Source organism: Inquilinus sp. CAU 1745, assembly GCF_039839375.1.
In the GTDB taxonomy this organism is placed as follows: domain Bacteria; phylum Pseudomonadota; class Alphaproteobacteria; order DSM-16000; family Inquilinaceae; genus JBDOQU01.
In genome coordinates this window covers 1-16,437 of sequence record NZ_JBDOQU010000005.1, presented here as the reverse complement: position 1 = coordinate 16,437, position 16,437 = coordinate 1, and the positions used below count along the sequence as shown (strand labels likewise).

Below are 16,437 nucleotides of genomic sequence, written 5' to 3'. Positions count from 1 at the left end.
TCAGCCCTTAAGCGACCATATTAGCTTACGATAAAGGTGTAGTCCCGAATTCCCCCCGACGGAGACACAGCTCCCCCATGTCCTCCACCGAGATTTCACCCCCCGCGACCATGGACGCGCTGAAGCAGCGTCTGGCCGACATCCATGAGATCATGCCGCCTGACCGGCCCGTCCTCTACCTGGACTATCCGGTTCACCTGAACATCGGCGACAGCCTGATCAACATGGGCACCGAAGCGTTCTTCCAGGATCACGGCCACCGCGTGGTCGGCCGGGCCAGCCTCTACAACTTCACCCCTTCGCTCCAGGCGGCGGTGACACCCGATACGATCATCGCCCTCCATGGCGGCGGCAATCTGGGCGACATCTATCCGTGGCACCAGACCTTCCGCGAGGATGTCGTGGCCGCGTTCCCGGACAACCGGGTCGTCTTCCTGCCGCAGACCATCCATTACGGGTCGGACGAGGCGCTGGCGGCGTCCTCCGACGCGCTGCGCCGGCATGGCGACCTGCACATCCTGGTCCGCGACGAGAAATCCTATGAGATCAGCGCGACCCATTTCACCGAGAACACGGTGATGATTCCGGACATGGCGCACCAGCTCTGGGGCCGCTGGCCGACCGACCTCCCAACGTCGGCCGAAAGCCGGGTTCTGCCTTTCCTGCGCAAGGACGAGGAAGCCGTCGCCATGGAGGGCGACCAGCCTGAGGAAGGCGAGCCGGTCGATTGGGAAGATCTCATCCAGCCGTGGGAGACGCTGATGTTCCGCGCCTGCCGCAAGACCCATTGGCTGGACGGTCGGGTCGACCTGCCGATCGACCCCAGCCGCGCCTGGTACAAGCTCCAGGACCGGATCGTGGAGCGGATGGTCGGCTTCTTCCGCGACCATGAGCATGTCGTCACCAGCCGCCTCCATGGCTGCATCCTCGCCAGCCTGCTGAGTCGGCGGGTGACGCTGCTGGACAATTCCTACGGCAAGCTGTCTGCCTATCACGACGCCTGGTTCGCCGACCATCCGGAGATCATGGCCCGGGCGGCGTGAATCCGGCGGCTCGCGCTCACGGCGGTGGCGCGCCCAGGGTGGTGAGGATCTGGCGGACGAAGGGTTCGGCTGAGAGGATGCCGGGGGAGAGGGGGATGTCTTCCGGAAGGGGCAGCGCCTTGCCGGCCTGGACCATGGGAAGTCCCTGCCAGGCGGGGCTCGTCGTCAACGCGTTGATGGCGGGATCGTCGGCGTCGGCGGCGTAGAGCAGGGTGGCGTCGGGGATTGCTGCCAGCGCCTCGACTTCGACCGTCTGGAAACCGTCATCGTCGAAGCCGCCGGGCCAGGCGTTGACCAGCCCGACCTTCTCCAGCACCAGCGACGCGAACGCGTTGGGCGTCATGACCGCGATCCCCGGCGGATCGGGCAGGATTCGGGCGACGATCACGCGCGTGCCGGCAAGGCCGGCCGCTTCCAGTGCGGCGCGGGCCTGGCTGAAGATGGAGTCCAGATGGGCCTGATGGGCGTCCGCCCGGTCGATCCGGCCCAGCACCACGGCCAGCGTGCGGAAGGTCGAAACTCTCTCCTGATAACGGCTCATGTCGCCGGGGCCGGGACGCGGATCGAACAGGAGGGTGGGCGCGATTCCCGCCAGCCGGCCGTAAAGCCCGCCATGGCCGGGGATCGAACCGACGATCAGGTCCGGCGCCAGTGCCGCGATGGCCCCGAGATCCGGGTCCAGCCGAGGGCCGACATCCACCGCTTTGGCCAAAAGGTCGCCCCCTGCCCTGTTCTCGCGGCGCCAGGAATCGAGATCGGATATCCCGACCGGGGCCAGCCCCAGCGCCAGCAGATCCTCCACATAGACCGGCCCGAGCGCCACCACGCGGTCGAAGCCGTTCAGCACCGCCGGCGGTTCCGGCGTCGGCGTCGCATCCTGCGGATGCGCCCTTCCAGGCAGGAGCATGGGCAGGAGCAACAGGATCGGCAGAAGAAGAAAGCGCATCGGGAGCCTTATGAGAATCGTCGTAGACACCCTTCAACATTGCGGATTTGTAATGTAGCCGAAAGGGCCGGGTCACGTGACGGGGTGTAAAAGGACATCATTGCTTTCGATCAGATGTTCGACGCACACCCCGGACAGGCTGATCGTCTCCTGAAGAGTCCCTCTCTAAAGGCCGGCCCGGTCCCCTCCAGGCCGGCCATTTCTTTGGTCCGTCCCCGCATTCCATTCCGCCTTTCAAACAATTAATGCGGCCGACACCCGGAGGTCATCGGCCATGCGCTATCGATTGGATCGTTCGGGTCGCGCAGGCCCGTGAGCGACTTCAAGGTTCTTCAAGGAACAGGAGCAAGAAACCGATGCGCAAACCCTTTTCCCTTCTCCCCCGCCGATCCCGAGGCAGGGCGGCCGTCGTCGCGCTGCTGATGGGGTCGACCGTGCTGACCGGCGGCGCCATCGTCGGCATGGACCGGATCGTTACCCCCGCCCATGCCGCCACCGCTTCGGAGACCGCCGGCCATCCCGGCAGTTTCGCAGACCTGGTGGAGCGGGTGAGCCCGGCGGTGGTCGCCATCTCCACCACCCAGACCCAGCCCGGCGCACAGGCGCGGCCGATGCCGGACATGCCCATGTTCCCGCCCGGGTCGCCGTTCGAGCACTTCTTCGAGCGGTTCGGCGGACGGCCCGGCCATCCCTCCGAGCCCCGCGAAGTCCACGCGCTGGGATCCGGCTTCATCACCGATCCCGAGGGCTACATCGTCACCAACAACCACGTCATCGAGAACGCCACCGACATCAAGGTGACGCTGAAGGACGGGACTGTCCTGCCGGCGGAGCTGGTGGGGCGCGATCCCAAGACCGACCTGGCGCTGATCAAGGTCGATGCCGAGGAGGACCTGCCCTATCTGGAATTCGGCAACAGCGACGAAATCCGCGTCGGCGACTGGGTGGTCGCGGTCGGCAGCCCGTTCGGGCTGGGCGGCACCGTGACGGCGGGCATCGTTTCAGGCCGCGGGCGCGATATCAATGCCGGCCCCTATGACGATTTCCTTCAGATCGACGCCTCCATCAACCAGGGCAATTCCGGCGGCCCCACCTTCGACGCCGAAGGCAGGGTGGTCGGCATCAACACGGCCATCTACACCCCATCCGGCGGTTCCGTCGGCATCGGCTTCGCCATCCCGTCGAACCTGGCGGCCCCGGTGATCGCCGAACTGCGGGAGGATGGCGAGGTCGATCGGGGCTGGCTGGGCGTGCGTATCCAGGAGGTAACGCCCGAGATCGCGGAAAGCCTGGGCATGGAGGAGCATGAGGGCGCGCTGGTCGCCGCTGTCGAGCCCGAAAGTCCCGCCGCCAAGGCCGGCCTGCAACAGGGCGACGTGATCGTCACCTATGACGGCCAGCCGATCGAATCCATCCGCGACCTGACCTACGACGTGGCCGCGACGACGGCCGGCGACGAGGTCGAGATGGTGGCGGTCCGCGACGGCAACCGCCAGACGCTGAACGTGACGATCGGCGAATTGGAAGAGACCATGGTCATGGCCTCCACCGACCCCGCCTCGCCGGAAGGCGACACCACGCTGGGGCTGGCGCTCACCTCGCTGGACCAGGCGACGCGCCAGCGGTTCGGCATCGATCCGAAGGTCGAGGGCGTGCTGGTCGTCGGCGTGCAAGACCCCGAGACGCCGCTGCGTCCGGGCGACGTGATCGTGGAGGCCGGATCGCACCCCGTCACGAACCCGAACCAGGTGGCCGAGGAAGTCGACGCCGCGAAGGATGAAGGCCGGAACGCCGTCCTTTTCCTGGTCAATCGCGGAGGAACACAGCAGTTCCTGGCGGTCGAGATCGATAAGGCCTGATCGGGCGTCAACCGAAGGAGGGGCCGGGCCATCGCCCGGCCCTTTCCGCCTCTCCGCTTCATCCCCTATAGTCCATGTCCATGAAAATCCTGGTCATAGAAGACGACAAGCAGGCCGCTGCCTATATGGTCAAGGGCCTGAAGGAAAGCGGCCATGTCGTCGATCACGCCGCGGACGGCACGCAGGGCCTGTTCCTGGCCGGCAGCGAGTTCTACGACGTGATGATCGTCGACCGCATGCTGCCCGGTCGGGACGGCCTGTCGCTGATCGAGGTGCTGCGCGCGGCCGGCAACCAGACGCCGATCCTGATCCTGAGCGCGCTGGGCAGCGTCGACGACAGGGTGCGCGGCCTGCGCGCCGGCGGCGACGACTATCTGACCAAACCCTACGCCTTCACCGAACTGGTGGCGCGGATCGACGCGCTGGGCCGGCGGAGCGCCGGGGCGACGCCGGACACCAAGCTGGAGATCGCCGATCTGGAGATGGATCTGCTGGCCCGCACGGTCCGCCGGGGATCGAAACCGATCGACCTGCTGCCGCGCGAGTTCAAGCTGCTGGAATATCTCTTGCGCCATGCCGGGTCCGTGGTGACCCGGACGATGCTGCTGGAGAATGTCTGGGACTATCATTTCGACCCGCAGACCAACGTCATCGACGTGCATATCGCCCGGCTGCGCCAGAAGATCGACCGCGACTTCACGCCGCCGCTGATCCATACGGTGCGCGGCGCCGGATACTGCCTGCGTGCCTAGCACCGCCAACCTTCTCCGGACCACGACCTTCCGGCTGGCCGTCCTCTATCTGGGGCTGTTCACCATCTCCGTCATGGTGATCCTGGGCCTGATCTACTGGTTCACCGCCGCCTATATCGACCGCCAGACGAACCAGACCATCCTGGCCGAGGTCAGCGGCCTGACCGAGCAGTACAATCGCGGCGGACTGCGCGCCCTGCGCGACGTGGTGGCCGACCGGTCGGACGAGCCGGGCAGCGGGTCGCTCTACCTGCTGACCGCGCCCGACCTGACGCCCGTCGCCGGCAACATCATCGGCTGGCCGACCGACGCGCCGACGCCGCAGGGCTGGATCGGGTTCGAGATCGCGGGCACCAGCACGCCCGACGGCAGGCCCCAGCCGGCCCGGGCGCTGAGCCTGACCCTGCCCGGCAACTATCAGCTTCTTGTCGGCCGCAACATGCGCGACCGGCAGGTTTTCCAGCAGCGGATCATCGCGGCGCTGGCCTGGTCGCTGGTGCTGACGCTGGGGCTGGGCGGGCTGGGCGGCGTGCTGATCAGCCGCAGCATGATGCAGCGGGTGGAAGCGATAAACCGCACCACCACCAAGATCATGGGCGGGTCGCTGCAGGAGCGGGTAAGGCTTCACAATACCGGCGACGAGTTCGACCAGCTTGCACGCAATCTGAACGCCATGCTGGACCAGATCGAGCAGCTCATGACCGGCATGAGGCAGGTGGGCGAAAGCATCGCGCACGATCTGCGCACGCCGCTGACCCGCCTGCGCAGCCGGCTGGAGCTGGCGCTGATCGAGGAGCACGACAAGGAGGGCTATCGCGCGACGCTTCAGGAGACGATCGCCGAGGCGGATCAGCTTCTGGCGACCTTCACCGCGCTGTTGTCCATCGCCCAGGCTGAATCCGGCACGCTGCGCGAGGCGTTCGAGCCGGTGAGGCTTGGCGAGTTGGCGGAGACGCTGGGCGACCTCTACGGCGCTGTGGCGGAGGAATCCGGCCTGCATCTGGAGATAGACCGGTATGCGGACCCGATTGTTTCGGGCAACCGGCAGCTTCTCTCCCAGGCACTGGCCAACCTGCTGGACAACGCCGTCAAATACACGCCCGAAGGCGGCCGGATCACGCTTTCGGTAAGGAACGGCGCCAATGGCGGCGGCCCCGCGCTCTCCGTGGCCGACAATGGCCCCGGCATTCCGCCGGAGCACCGGGAGGAAGTCCTGCGCCGCTTCGTCCGGCTGGAGCAGAGCCGCAGCTCGCCCGGCAACGGGCTGGGACTCAGCCTGGTGAACGCCGTCGCGCGGCTGCACGGCGCGTCGCTGACGCTGGACGACAACGATCCCGGCCTGCGCATAGAGATGGTGTTTCCCCACGACCGCGACGTTGCATGACCCTTGGCCGATGGATGTCTGCCGCGGGCGTGGCGGCGGCCGGACTTGCGCTGGCGGCCTGCGCCCGCGAGCCTTCGGTTTCGCAGGCGGCCGAGGCGGCGGAGGCGGGGGCCTGGACGCTGACGCGCGAGGCGACGGTCACGCTGTCCGGCGGGGACTCCTTCGGCGGCCTGTCCGGTCTGCGCGTCGATGGCGATCTGCTGATCGCCGTGACCGACACCGGCCATTGGACGACAATCGATCCCGCGGCAGGAACGGCATCCGACATCCGGCCGCTGGGAGGCGTGCCGACCGACGCGCCGAAATCAACGCGCGACGCGGAGGCGCTGGCCCGCGCGGCGAACGGCGACTGGCTGGTCGCCTTCGAGGGTCGTCACCGGATCGCGACTTACGACGATCTAGCCGGGCCACCGACAGCGACGGCCACGCTGCCTGGAACCGATGATCTTCCGGCGAACGGCAGCCTGGAATCGCTGACGGTGCTACCGGATGGAAGGCTGCTGGTCCTGGCGGAGACCGCCGAAGCCGACGGGAGCCACAAGGCTTGGATCGGGCGGGGCGACGAGTGGGAGCAGCGCCGCTACCGCACCAGCGGCGGCTTCGTCCCGGTGGACGCCGCGACGCTTCCCGGCGGCGACGTTCTGGTGCTGGAGCGCCGCTTCAGCATCCTCGGCTGGTTCGAAAGCCGCCTCTCCCTATTGGAGGCAAGCGAGATCGCCGGCGAGGACGCGTTGATCGCGGAGGCGATCGGTTCGATCGCGCCGGAAGAGGGAACGGAGAATTTCGAGGGGCTGGCCGTAACGCCGGGCGACGATGGCGCGATCCTGGTCTACGCCGTCTCCGACGATAATTTCATGAACCTCCAGCGGACGCTGCTGGTCCGGTATCGGCTGGAGTGGGCTGAGCCTCTGTCAGATATTCAATATCCGTCTTCTTTCTGATGCCGGAAGGCCAGGATGTATACGGCGTCATCGATTGGTTGATAGCGATAGAGGGCGATATAACCGGAATCTCCGAACGCGATCATCAATTCGCGCAACTCCGGTTGCTCTGGAAAGGGCCGTCCTATGTCCGGCATTGTCTCCAACAGCAAGAACTGGCGGGCTATGGATTGAGCCGCGCGTCTAGCCGCCTGGGGCGCTTTACCGGACAAGAACTGCCTGCAACGCTCAAGGCCTCGTCTCGCGCCTGGGGTGACGATTACTCGTGGCACTCAGGCGCGGCCTTTTCATTCTCCGTGCCCCAGCTATCCAGCCAGTCGCGCACTTCTTGTCCGGTCAGATGCCGACCTGTCTCTTGATATTCGGACCATGAGGCCAGAGCTTCTTGTCTCAGGCGTTCGCGAGCTTCTTCACGCTCCACGTACTGCGTGATCGCTTCGCGCATGATCCAATGCGCCGACCGCCTTCTCAGACCAGCAAGCTGCTGGATGCGCCCCTTCAAATCGTCATCAATTTTCACGGAAGTGGACATGCCGCTTCTCGATAATGGGTATTACCTTTCGATAAGGTAAGACGAGTCAGACAGGTTGTCCACATTGGCGGGCTGACATGAGGAGCCGCAGGCTAACGGGCCGACGTCCGGACCTCGCGTTCCTCCTCCACCGCCGCCACCTCCGCCATGGATTGGAGGCGCGGGAGGCAGGATTGGTCGACCGAGCCGCAGACGATGCCGACCGCGCCCAGGACACGCTCCACCGTCAGCCCCTCGCGCTTCAGGGCTTCGGTGGCATGGTCGAGCCCGGCGGGACTGCTGTCCCGGAGCGTGACGATGACGCGGGCAAGGCTCATGGGTCCTCCCCCTTCTCGGATTGGATCGGCGGAGCTTAGCAGACGCGCCAGCGGGGCGCGAGACATCCTAGGGGACATCCTCAGGGGCAGCGGACCAGCCCCGCGCCAACATCGCGTGCCGGCAGGTCGAGATCCCGGGCGGCGGCGACCAGCGCGTCCCACAACGCCCGGCCGCGCAGGCTGCGGGCCGAGGCGTAGAGCGCCGCCGCGCCGGCGACATGAGGCGTGGCCATGCTGGTGCCGCTGATCCGGCGATGCAGGTCAGGCGCCGGCCAGGCGGAGAAGATGTCGACGCCGGGCGCGGCCAGGTCGATCTCCGCCCCCTCGCCGCGCAGGCCGGCGTTGGAGAAGGCGGCGACGGCGAGGTCCCGGTCCAGCGCGGCGACCGCGACGACAGAGGGACAACTGGCCGGATCGCCGACCGGGGCCAGCTTCTCCGGCCGTTCGCTGTCATTGCCGGCGGCGGCGACCATCAGCGTTCCGTTCTGGAGCGCGACCCGCGCCGCCTGCTCGTAAGCGGGGGAGAAGGGTCGTTTCTCCGATGCCGGGGAGCCGAGCGACATGGAGACGATATCGGCCCCGTTCTCAATCGCCCAGTTGATACCGGCGAGGACGGAGCCCGTGCCGCCCCGCCCTTCATCGCTGAGCACCTTGCCGATCATCAGCCGCACCTCCGGCGCGACGCCGTAGCGAAGGCCGTCCGGGGCGTCGGCGCCGCCGATCGTGCCGGCGCAATGGGTGCCGTGACCGTTGCCGTCCGCCGCCGTTTCCCCTTCGATGAAGGAGGCGGTCAGGTCGATCCGCCCCGCCAGCCCCGGATGGTCGAGGGCCACGCCGGTATCAAGGACCGCGACCTTGATACCGGCCCCGCGCGACGTCGCGGCGTCCGCGCCGATCGCCCGCAGTCCCCATGTCAGCCCTTGCTCTGCCGCGACCTCGCCAGAGCCGCCGCCGGTGGCGTAGACGGCTACCTCCGGCTCCACCGACACGACCCCCTCGATACGGTCGGCGGCCATCGCCATCATCCTGTCCGGGTCGGGCCGGACGATCGCGATGCCCAGCCGGTCGAGGAGGAGGGAATCGCCGCCTGCGGGCCAGACCGGAGGCTCTCCCCCGAAATCTGAGCTGCGGGCGACCCCGCCGCCGACCCAGCGACGGATCACGGCGTCCGCGTCGCCGGACGGACAATTCAGCACGACGACATACCGGCCGAGCGGTTCACGGTTTCGGGGACGGATGGTGGGGGCAGCCATCGATCGCTCCCTATGAGGGGAATGGGTACAGGAATTTTGTCACAGAACCTGGTCCAGGCACAATCCGTTTCCGAATTTTATCCCAGACCGATGGCGAGTTGCCCGCACTGTCGCCGGTCACATGTCGTCGGCGGTAGGCGTACCCCAATCCTCATAAAACTCCCTGGCTTCAGGCGAAGATGCGACATAGGCGGCAATCGCCTTGCCTTGCGCCCGAGTACGCTCGCGGCGAACACGGCGCGCCTCGGCATTCGCCAACTGCGGAGATATGTTGAAATACCGATCCCCCTCTCCTTGGCGGCGGCCTCCAAAATAGCCTGAACGCTGTCATCCAGACGGACGGAGACGGGTCGACCCATGAACACCTCCTGTATCGTCAATATAGGGGAACGAACTGAGGACGCTTCCACATTAACAAAATCGTAGTGCTTCGCGGCGATGCTCCGGCTTGTGGCGGGCTTTTCCGCGCCGCTTAGAAGCCGCCAATCGCAAGCAGGGACGCCGTTTCAGCCCCGTGTCGAACGCCGAAAGCATCACCTACACCGTCCAGGCGCTGGGCCAGGGCGGATGGCAGCCGCAGGGCAGCACGCCAGACATGCAGACGGCGCTGGCCGCCGCACGGCAATTGCTGGGCAGCAAGCGGTTCCGCCAGGTCAAGGTCGACAAGCAGTTCTATGACCGGACCAACGCCCGCTCCGTCACGACGACCATCTATGACGAGACGTTCGCGCGCGGCCGTTCGTTGGCCATGCCGCTGCTGATCGGGCTGGCGCTGCTGGGCGGGCTGGTCAGCTTTGCCGTTACCTATTACCTGATGCGCGTGCCTGCCTGAGGCGGCTGCTTCGCGCATCCACGAACCGTCCAGAGCATTTCTTCGCCGCGTCGGAACCTGTACGCTCAGAGGCACGCTCATGGTGACGATCTCCACCTCCATCTCCGCCGTCAAATCGGCGAAGATCCGCAGGCTGTCCGACTATTGGAACGGCCTGCGCGGCGACCGGCCCGCGCCCCGGCGGGACGAGATCGACCCGTCCGAGATAGGCAGCCTGCTGCCCTACATCATGATCACGCAGTTGGAGCGCGATCCGTTCCGCGTGCGGTTCCGGCTGGTCGGGACGAAGGTGGTGGAGATAACGGGCTTCGAGTTCACCGGCCGCTATCTGGACCAAATCGCCCTGCCGGAAGATGAGGGCGAGTTCGAGGCCTGCTACAGGATGGCGGCGGAGAAGCGCGCGCCTGTCTTTTCCCGCCCTGTCTGGCATGTCGATCAGTGGACGGCGCTGAGCTACGACTTCGCCGTCTTCCCCCTGTCCGACGACGGCGCGACGATCGATAAGGCGCTGTCGATCGAATGCTATGACGAGGTGGAGCGCCATCCGAGCGTCCTCCGGAAGCTCCAGGGCCCTTCCCGCTAGAAGCTGATATGTAGAGCGCGATTCAGCGCATCTCCCGAAAGCTCGCGGAAATCTCCATCGCCGAATGAGTTGCGTCAGAGGCGATTCGCATTCGATATTACGGTCCGATATATTCCTTGACTATATATCGGGCTGAAATTACCGTCCCCCGCTCTTGAAGAGGCTCCCCAAATGGATGTGAAGACCCTGTGCCTTGGCGTTCTCAGCAAGTCGGAGGCGTCGGGCTATGAGATCCGCAAGCAGTTCGAGGATGGCTGCTTCTCCTATTTCCAGGAGGCGGGCTTCGGGTCGATCTATCCGGCGCTGAAGAAGCTGACGGACGAGAAACTGGTGACCTGCGAGCAACAGTCGCAGGACGCCCGGCCGGACAAGAAGGTGTACAGGATCACCTCGAAGGGCCGTCAGGCGCTGTTCGACGCGGTCAATGAAGAGCCGGTGGCCGACAAGGTGCGGTCGGACTTCCTGTTCATGACCTTCTTCGCCGAACTGATCCCGCCCCGGGAACTGGATCGCCTGCTGGGCAACCGCATCGCCTACCATCGCGCGGTTGTGGAAAAACTGGGGTCCTGCGGGAAGCAACAGACGCCGGGCGAGCGTTTCGTCCAGCATATGGGACTTCATATCCACAAGGCGGCGCTGGAATATCTGGAGAACCATCGGCACGAGCTGATCGGGGCGCAACTCCAGACGAACGTGGCCGAATAGGTCGAACGCCATAACAGGGGCGACGATCGACGGCGCCCCCCCAGGGAGCCAGGGAGAACCCCTTATGACGCGGTCGTGGATGATTGCATGCCTGGTTGCCCTCCTTGCCGCCGCATGGGTGGCCTCGGGCATGCTGTTCGGATCGGACAACCAGGCGCAGTCGGAAGTCGTCGCGCCGGAGGAGGAGGCAGCCCCCCTGCCCCAGGTCCGGGTCACGACAATCGCGGCCCAGCCGATGATCAACGACATCATCCTGCAGGGTCACACGCTGGCGGACCGGACGGTCGAGGTGCGCGGCGAAATCTTCGGCCTCATCGAGGAAATCCTGGCCGACCGGGGCGCGACGGTGGAGGAAGGCCAGGTCCTGGTCCGCATCGCCCCCGGCGACCGGGAAGCGAAGCTGGCCGAGGCCCGTGCGCTGCTGGCGCAGCGGGAGATCGAATTCCGCGCCGCCGAGCAGTTGAACGAGCAGGGCTATCGCGCCGACGTGTCGCTGGCGGAATCCCGCGCGGCGCTGGATTCCGCACGCGCGGGGGTCGAGCTGGCGGCCCTGGAGGTCGAGAGGCTTACCATCTCCGCGCCGTTCGGCGGGATCGTCAACGAGCGGCCGGTGGAGGTCGGCGACTATATCGCCGAAGGCGACATCGTCGCGACCATCGTCGATCTGGACCCGATCCGCGTCGTCGGGCAGCTCTCCGAACGGTATCTGGGCCAGGTCGAGCCGGGCGGCGAGGGCTTCGTCCGGTTCCTGGACGGCACCGAGCTTGAGGGCCGCGTCAGCTATATCGGCCGCGTCGCCGATCCCGAGACCCGCACCTTCGCCGTCGAACTGGAGATTCCGAACGCCGACGGCGCCCTGATCCAGGGCGTGACGGCGGAGATGCGCCTGCCGGTCGACCGGGTGATGGCTCATATGGTCGATCCGTCGATCCTCGCCCTCTCGGATGAAGGCAACCTTGGGATCAAGACCGTGGATTCCGAGAACAAGGTGGTCTTCAACGAAGTGCGGATGCTGGGCAACGGCCCCGGCGGCGTCTGGGTCGACGGGCTGCCGGAACAGGCGCGGATCATCAGCGTCGGCCAGAGCTTCGTCATCGCCGGCCAGACCGTCGATCCCGTGCCCGCCGATCAGATCGCCGCCGGCGGAGCCCGGCCGTGAACGCGATCATCGATGCGGCGCTCAACCGGTCGCGGATGGTCCTGACCGCGCTGGTCCTGCTGCTTCTCGGCGGCCTCTACGCCTATATCGCCATCCCCAAGGAATCCAACCCGGACGTCAACATCCCGATCATCTACGTCTCCATGACGCTGGACGGGGTGTCGCCGGAGGATGCCGAGCGGCTGCTGGTCCGGCCGATGGAGCAGGAGCTTCGGTCGATCGAGGGCGTGAAGGAGATGACGGCGACCGCCTATGAGGGCGGCGGCAACGTCATCCTGGAGTTCGACGCCGGCTTCGACATCGATCTGGCGCTGCTGGACGTCCGGGAGGCGGTCGACCTGGCGAAGCCCGATTTGCCGGAGGAGGCCGACGAGCCGACGGTCAACGAGGTCAATCTGAGCCTGTTCCCGGTCCTGGTCGTCACCCTGTCAGGCGACGTGCCGGAGCGGACGCTGGTCGATCTGGCGAACAACCTCCAGGACCGGATCGAGACGATCCCGAGCGTGCTGGAGGCCGACATCGCCGGCGACCGGGAGGAGATGGTCGAGATCATCATCGACCCGCTGCTGGTCGAGAGCTACGGCCTGTCCGGCGACGACGTGGCGACGGTGGTCAACCGGTCCAACCGCCTGGTCGCCGCCGGCAATCTGGACACCGGGGACGGGCGGTTCTCCATCAAGGTGCCGGGCCTGATCGAGAATCTGGACGATCTGCTGAACATGCCGGTCAAGACCAGCGGCGACGCCGTGGTCCGGTTCCGCGACATCGCGGAGGTGCGGCGCACCTACAAGGACCCGGAGGGCTTCGCGCGGGTCAACGGGCAGCGGGCGGTGGCGCTGGAGATCAGCAAGCGGACCGGCGAGAACATCATCGAGACGATCGAGGCGGTCCGCGCCGTGGTCGAGGAGGAGCGCGCCCGCTGGCCGGATTCGGTCCAGGTCGCCTATACCCAGGACCAGTCCGACGACATCCGGACCATGCTGTCTGACCTGCAGAACAACATGGTCAGCGCCATCCTGCTGGTGATGTTCATCATCGTCGGCACGCTGGGCCTGCGCACGGCGGGGCTGGTCGGCGTGGCCATTCCGGGATCCTTCCTCGTCAGCATGCTGGTGCTGATGGGCATGGGGCTGACGGTCAACATCGTTGTGCTGTTCGCCCTGATCCTGGCGATCGGCCAGGTGATCGACGGCGCGATCGTGGTGACCGAATTCGCCGACCGCAAGATGGCCGACGGCCTGACCCCTCGCGACGCCTATGCGACGGCGGCCAAGCGCATGGCCTGGCCGATCATCGCCGGCACCTGCACCACGCTGGCCGCCTTCTTCCCGCTGCTGTTCTGGCCGGGGGTGGTGGGCGAGTTCATGAAGTACATGCCGATCACTCTGTTCGCGACGCTGCTGTCGTCGCTGCTGATGGCGCTGATCTTCATCCCGGCGCTGGGCGCGCATGTCGGACGGCCCCAGCCGGCCGGCGACGGGCTGCACGCGCTGGCGCGGGGCGAGCATGAGGATCTGACGAAGCTGACGGGGCTGACCGGCGCCTATGTCCGAACCCTCTCCTGGGCGCTGAAACGGCCGGCGACGGTGATCCTGGCGACCACCGGCATCCTGTTCGGCATCTGGTTCTACTATGTGAACAACAATAACGGGGTCGAGTTCTTCCCCGACGTCGAGCCTCAGCAGGCGATCGTTCTGGTCCACGCCCGCGGCAACCTGTCCATCGAGCAGAAGGACATGCTGATGCGGGAGGTCGAAACCCGCGTCCTGGAGCTGAGCGACGAGTTCACCGCCGTCTACACCCGCACCGGATCGGCCGGCGAGGGCAGCGACGTGGCGGAGGACGTGATCGGCCAGATCTCCATCGAGCTGGTGGATTGGGAGGAGCGCCGTTCTGCCGATATCATCCTGGACGACATCCGCAACCGCACCAGCGATCTGGCCGGCATCCGTGTGGAGACGCGCGAGCCGGACCAGGGTCCGCCGGTGGGCAAGCCGATCCAGGTCGAGCTGACGGCGCGGAACCCCAGCCTGCTGCCCCAGGCCGTGGAAGATCTACGCACATATATGGAGGGACTGGAGGGGCTGATCGCGCTGGAGGACGACCGGCCGCTGCCCGGCGTCCAGTGGGAGCTGTCCGTGAACCGTGCGGAGGCCGCCAAATACGGGCTGGACGTCATGGCCGTGGGCCAGTCGGTCAAGCTGGTGACCAACGGGCTGGTGCTGGGGACCTACCGCCCGGACGACAGCGACGACGAGATCGACATAACGCTCCGCTATCCGGAGGAGTGGCGGTCGATCGAGCAGTTGAACCACATCCGCATCGTGACGCCCGAGGGCGCGGTGCCGATCAGCAACTTCGTCACCTATACGCCGCAGCCGATGGTCGGGACGCTGAACCGCACCAACGCCCAGAGGGTGATGACGGTCGGGGCCGACGTGCTGCCGGGGCACAATGTCGACGCCAAGGTCCAGGAGATCCGGGCCTGGATCGACGAAGGCAATCTGGATCCCGCGGTCCGCGCCACCTTCGGCGGCGAGGATGAGGAGCAGCGGGCGGCCGAGGCCTTCCTGTCCAAGGCCTTCATGGGCGCGCTGTTCATCATGGCGGTGATCCTGCTGACGCAGTTCAACAGCTTCTACAACACGCTGCTGATCCTCTCCGCCGTGGTGATGTCGACCATCGGCGTGATCGTCGGGCTGATCGTGACCGGCCAGCCCTTCGGCATCGTCATGACCGGCATCGGCATCATCGCGCTGGCCGGGACGATCGTGAACAACAACATCATCCTGATCGATACCTACGACCAGTTGAAGGAGAGCGAGCCGACCGCCTTCGAGGCCCTGCTGAAGACGGGCGCGCAGCGGATGCGGCCGGTGCTGCTGACCGCGCTGACCGGCGCGCTGGGGCTGATCCCGATGATGCTCAGCGTCAATATCGACTTCATCGCCCGGGACGTCACGGTCGGCGCGCCCTCCACCCAATGGTGGATCCAGCTTTCCACCGCCATGGTCTTCGGCCTGTCCTTCGCCACCGGCCTGACACTGCTGGTCACGCCCAGCGCGCTGATGATCCGCGCCAATCTGCGGGCGCGCAAGCTGCGGCGGCGGGAGCGCAAGCGGGCGGCCAGGATGGCGGCGTCCGGCCCCGCGCCTGCCGAGGGCGGCGCGGACTGACGCGAGCGGACTGACCCGTCCGGCTCAGCCGAAGGTCCGGCGCGCCTCCCATATCCGGGTCGCCGTGGTCAGCCAGCAGAGGCAGCCGAACAGGCCGGCTATCCAGGTGAAGGCGTCCGGCAAAAGGCAGAAGAGGCAGAGGACGATGATCGTCTCCGTCCCCTCCGTCAGGCCGCCGACATAGTAGAGCGCCTTCCGTCCGCCGCGAACCGTCGACACGCCGCGCTTGGCCGCCATGATCGCGAAGGCGAGGAAGGACGTGCCGGTGCCGACGAAGCTGAAGATCAGGAAGGCGGCGGCGAGCGCATGGTCCGGACGGCCGACCGCGAAGGCGAAGACGATCCCGGAATAGAACAGGAAGTCCAGCACGATGTCGTAATAGCCGCCGAGATCCGTCGGCCCGCGCCGTCGAGCCACCGCACCGTCCAGCCCGTCGAAAAGCCGATTGGCCAGAATCAGGACCAGCGCCGCCATATCGGCCCGGAGCGCGAGCGCGATCGCGGCGGCGATCCCGATCCCGAAGCCGGCGAAGCTGACGGCGTCCGCGCCCACGCCCCGGGCGGCGAGCCAGCGCGCGGCGCTGTCGAGCGGCGGGTCCACGATGGAACGGGCGAGCGGGTCGAGCATCGGCGGCAGGCCTTCGGCTGCGTCTTCGGGAAACCAGCAGTAGCCGCCAGCGGGAGCGTCCTCAAGCCTGCGCATCGAACAGAGAACCGTTACCCCCACCTTCCCATCCCTCCGGGACGGGCCCCTTCCTCCCCCGCAAGCGGGAGAGGAGCAGAACAGCGACTCTCTCGGCTCCTCTCCTGCGAAGCGGGGGAGGAAGGGGCCGGGTCTGAACCGGATAGATAGGTGACAGAATAGACCGGAGAGATGGTTGACAGGTTTTCTTGTCGGCGAAGGAGGGCTTTGCCGATGCCGTTCAAGGAGACCTGTGTGATGGACGAGAAGCTGC

16 protein-coding genes are annotated in these 16,437 nt (G+C 66.5%); 10 read left to right on the top strand and 6 right to left on the bottom strand.

Going from position 1 to position 16,437, the window contains the following annotated elements:
* The first annotated feature begins 77 nt into the window (after positions 1-77).
* On the top strand, positions 78-1,043 hold the full coding sequence (locus AAFN89_RS07645; protein WP_347537638.1) for a polysaccharide pyruvyl transferase family protein: 966 nt from the start codon (positions 78-80) through the stop codon (positions 1,041-1,043).
* 16 nt (positions 1,044-1,059) lie between these two features.
* Here AAFN89_RS07645 and AAFN89_RS07640 read toward each other — a convergent pair whose 3' ends face one another.
* A complete protein-coding gene (locus tag AAFN89_RS07640; RefSeq protein WP_347537635.1) occupies positions 1,060-1,989 on the bottom strand; it encodes an iron-siderophore ABC transporter substrate-binding protein in 930 nt (309 codons plus the stop codon).
* A 356-nt stretch (positions 1,990-2,345) separates the two neighbouring features.
* Here AAFN89_RS07640 and AAFN89_RS07635 point away from each other — a divergent pair, with 356 nt between their 5' ends.
* The 4 genes from AAFN89_RS07635 (at position 2,346) to AAFN89_RS07620 (ending at position 6,925) form a co-directional block, all read left to right on the top strand.
* A complete protein-coding gene (locus tag AAFN89_RS07635; RefSeq protein WP_347537633.1) occupies positions 2,346-3,848 on the top strand; it encodes a DegQ family serine endoprotease in 1,503 nt (500 codons plus the stop codon).
* An 80-nt stretch (positions 3,849-3,928) separates the two neighbouring features.
* Positions 3,929-4,600, top strand: coding sequence for a response regulator transcription factor (locus tag AAFN89_RS07630; RefSeq protein WP_347537631.1), 672 nt, complete (start codon positions 3,929-3,931; stop codon positions 4,598-4,600).
* Positions 4,593-5,984: a HAMP domain-containing sensor histidine kinase gene (locus AAFN89_RS07625; RefSeq protein ID WP_347537629.1), complete on the top strand. Its 1,392-nt coding sequence runs from the start codon at positions 4,593-4,595 to the stop codon at positions 5,982-5,984. The genes AAFN89_RS07630 and AAFN89_RS07625 overlap by 8 nt, the downstream gene beginning before the upstream one ends.
* Positions 5,985-5,998: 14 nt before the next feature.
* A complete protein-coding gene (locus tag AAFN89_RS07620) occupies positions 5,999-6,925 on the top strand; it encodes an esterase-like activity of phytase family protein (protein ID WP_347537627.1) in 927 nt (308 codons plus the stop codon).
* Here the strand turns inward: AAFN89_RS07620 and AAFN89_RS07615 are convergent.
* The 4 genes from AAFN89_RS07615 to AAFN89_RS07600 all read right to left on the bottom strand — a co-directional run bounded on the left by AAFN89_RS07615 (position 6,904) and on the right by AAFN89_RS07600 (position 9,027).
* On the bottom strand, positions 6,904-7,197 hold the full coding sequence (locus tag AAFN89_RS07615) for a type II toxin-antitoxin system RelE/ParE family toxin (protein ID WP_347537625.1): 294 nt from the start codon (positions 7,195-7,197) through the stop codon (positions 6,904-6,906). The genes AAFN89_RS07620 and AAFN89_RS07615 overlap by 22 nt on opposite strands.
* On the bottom strand, positions 7,185-7,457 hold the full coding sequence (locus AAFN89_RS07610; RefSeq protein WP_347537623.1) for a CopG family ribbon-helix-helix protein: 273 nt from the start codon (positions 7,455-7,457) through the stop codon (positions 7,185-7,187). Before AAFN89_RS07610 ends, AAFN89_RS07615 begins: the two co-directional genes overlap by 13 nt.
* A gap of 92 nt (positions 7,458-7,549) precedes the next feature.
* On the bottom strand, positions 7,550-7,774 hold the full coding sequence (locus tag AAFN89_RS07605) for a hypothetical protein (RefSeq protein WP_347537620.1): 225 nt from the start codon (positions 7,772-7,774) through the stop codon (positions 7,550-7,552).
* 80 nt (positions 7,775-7,854) lie between these two features.
* Positions 7,855-9,027 (bottom strand): S8 family serine peptidase, encoded by a 1,173-nt coding sequence (locus AAFN89_RS07600; RefSeq protein ID WP_347537618.1) that lies wholly within the window; start codon positions 9,025-9,027, stop codon positions 7,855-7,857.
* 514 nt (positions 9,028-9,541) lie between these two features.
* Between AAFN89_RS07600 and AAFN89_RS07595 the strand changes: the two genes are divergently transcribed.
* The 5 genes from AAFN89_RS07595 to AAFN89_RS07575 all read left to right on the top strand — a co-directional run bounded on the left by AAFN89_RS07595 (position 9,542) and on the right by AAFN89_RS07575 (position 15,482).
* Positions 9,542-9,859, top strand: coding sequence for a hypothetical protein (locus AAFN89_RS07595; protein ID WP_347537616.1), 318 nt, complete (start codon positions 9,542-9,544; stop codon positions 9,857-9,859).
* Between the two features lie 79 nt (positions 9,860-9,938).
* On the top strand, positions 9,939-10,442 hold the full coding sequence (locus AAFN89_RS07590) for a PAS domain-containing protein (protein ID WP_347537614.1): 504 nt from the start codon (positions 9,939-9,941) through the stop codon (positions 10,440-10,442).
* Positions 10,443-10,613: 171 nt separating this feature from the next.
* Positions 10,614-11,147 (top strand): PadR family transcriptional regulator, encoded by a 534-nt coding sequence (locus AAFN89_RS07585; protein ID WP_347537612.1) that lies wholly within the window; start codon positions 10,614-10,616, stop codon positions 11,145-11,147.
* A 130-nt stretch (positions 11,148-11,277) separates the two neighbouring features.
* The gene (locus AAFN89_RS07580; protein WP_347537610.1) at positions 11,278-12,306 is read left to right on the top strand and encodes an efflux RND transporter periplasmic adaptor subunit; all 1,029 of its coding nucleotides are present in this window, start codon (positions 11,278-11,280) and stop codon (positions 12,304-12,306) included.
* Positions 12,303-15,482: an efflux RND transporter permease subunit gene (locus AAFN89_RS07575; protein ID WP_347537608.1), complete on the top strand. Its 3,180-nt coding sequence runs from the start codon at positions 12,303-12,305 to the stop codon at positions 15,480-15,482. Before AAFN89_RS07580 ends, AAFN89_RS07575 begins: the two co-directional genes overlap by 4 nt.
* 24 nt (positions 15,483-15,506) lie before the next feature.
* Here AAFN89_RS07575 and AAFN89_RS07570 read toward each other — a convergent pair whose 3' ends face one another.
* The gene (locus AAFN89_RS07570; protein ID WP_347537606.1) at positions 15,507-16,184 is read right to left on the bottom strand and encodes a CDP-alcohol phosphatidyltransferase family protein; all 678 of its coding nucleotides are present in this window, start codon (positions 16,182-16,184) and stop codon (positions 15,507-15,509) included.
* Between the last annotated feature and the right edge of the window lie 253 nt (positions 16,185-16,437).

Bases quoted from the DNA above. Each gene is read 5' to 3' on its own strand.
- AAFN89_RS07640 (WP_347537635.1), bottom strand. From the start codon at position 1,989: ATGCGCTTTCTTCTTCTGCCGATCCTGTTGCTCCTGCCCATGCTCCTG.
- AAFN89_RS07570 (WP_347537606.1), bottom strand. From the start codon at position 16,184: ATGCGCAGGCTTGAGGACGCTCCCGCTGGCGGCTACTGCTGGTTTCCC.
- AAFN89_RS07635 (WP_347537633.1), top strand. From the start codon at position 2,346: ATGCGCAAACCCTTTTCCCTTCTCCCCCGCCGATCCCGAGGCAGGGCG.
- AAFN89_RS07620 (WP_347537627.1), top strand. From the start codon at position 5,999: ATGTCTGCCGCGGGCGTGGCGGCGGCCGGACTTGCGCTGGCGGCCTGC.
- AAFN89_RS07600 (WP_347537618.1), bottom strand. From the start codon at position 9,027: ATGGCTGCCCCCACCATCCGTCCCCGAAACCGTGAACCGCTCGGCCGG.
- AAFN89_RS07645 (WP_347537638.1), top strand. From the start codon at position 78: ATGTCCTCCACCGAGATTTCACCCCCCGCGACCATGGACGCGCTGAAG.
- AAFN89_RS07585 (WP_347537612.1), top strand. From the start codon at position 10,614: ATGGATGTGAAGACCCTGTGCCTTGGCGTTCTCAGCAAGTCGGAGGCG.
- AAFN89_RS07610 (WP_347537623.1), bottom strand. From the start codon at position 7,457: ATGTCCACTTCCGTGAAAATTGATGACGATTTGAAGGGGCGCATCCAG.
- AAFN89_RS07590 (WP_347537614.1), top strand. From the start codon at position 9,939: ATGGTGACGATCTCCACCTCCATCTCCGCCGTCAAATCGGCGAAGATC.
- AAFN89_RS07605 (WP_347537620.1), bottom strand. From the start codon at position 7,774: ATGAGCCTTGCCCGCGTCATCGTCACGCTCCGGGACAGCAGTCCCGCC.
- AAFN89_RS07630 (WP_347537631.1), top strand. From the start codon at position 3,929: ATGAAAATCCTGGTCATAGAAGACGACAAGCAGGCCGCTGCCTATATG.
- AAFN89_RS07580 (WP_347537610.1), top strand. From the start codon at position 11,278: ATGCTGTTCGGATCGGACAACCAGGCGCAGTCGGAAGTCGTCGCGCCG.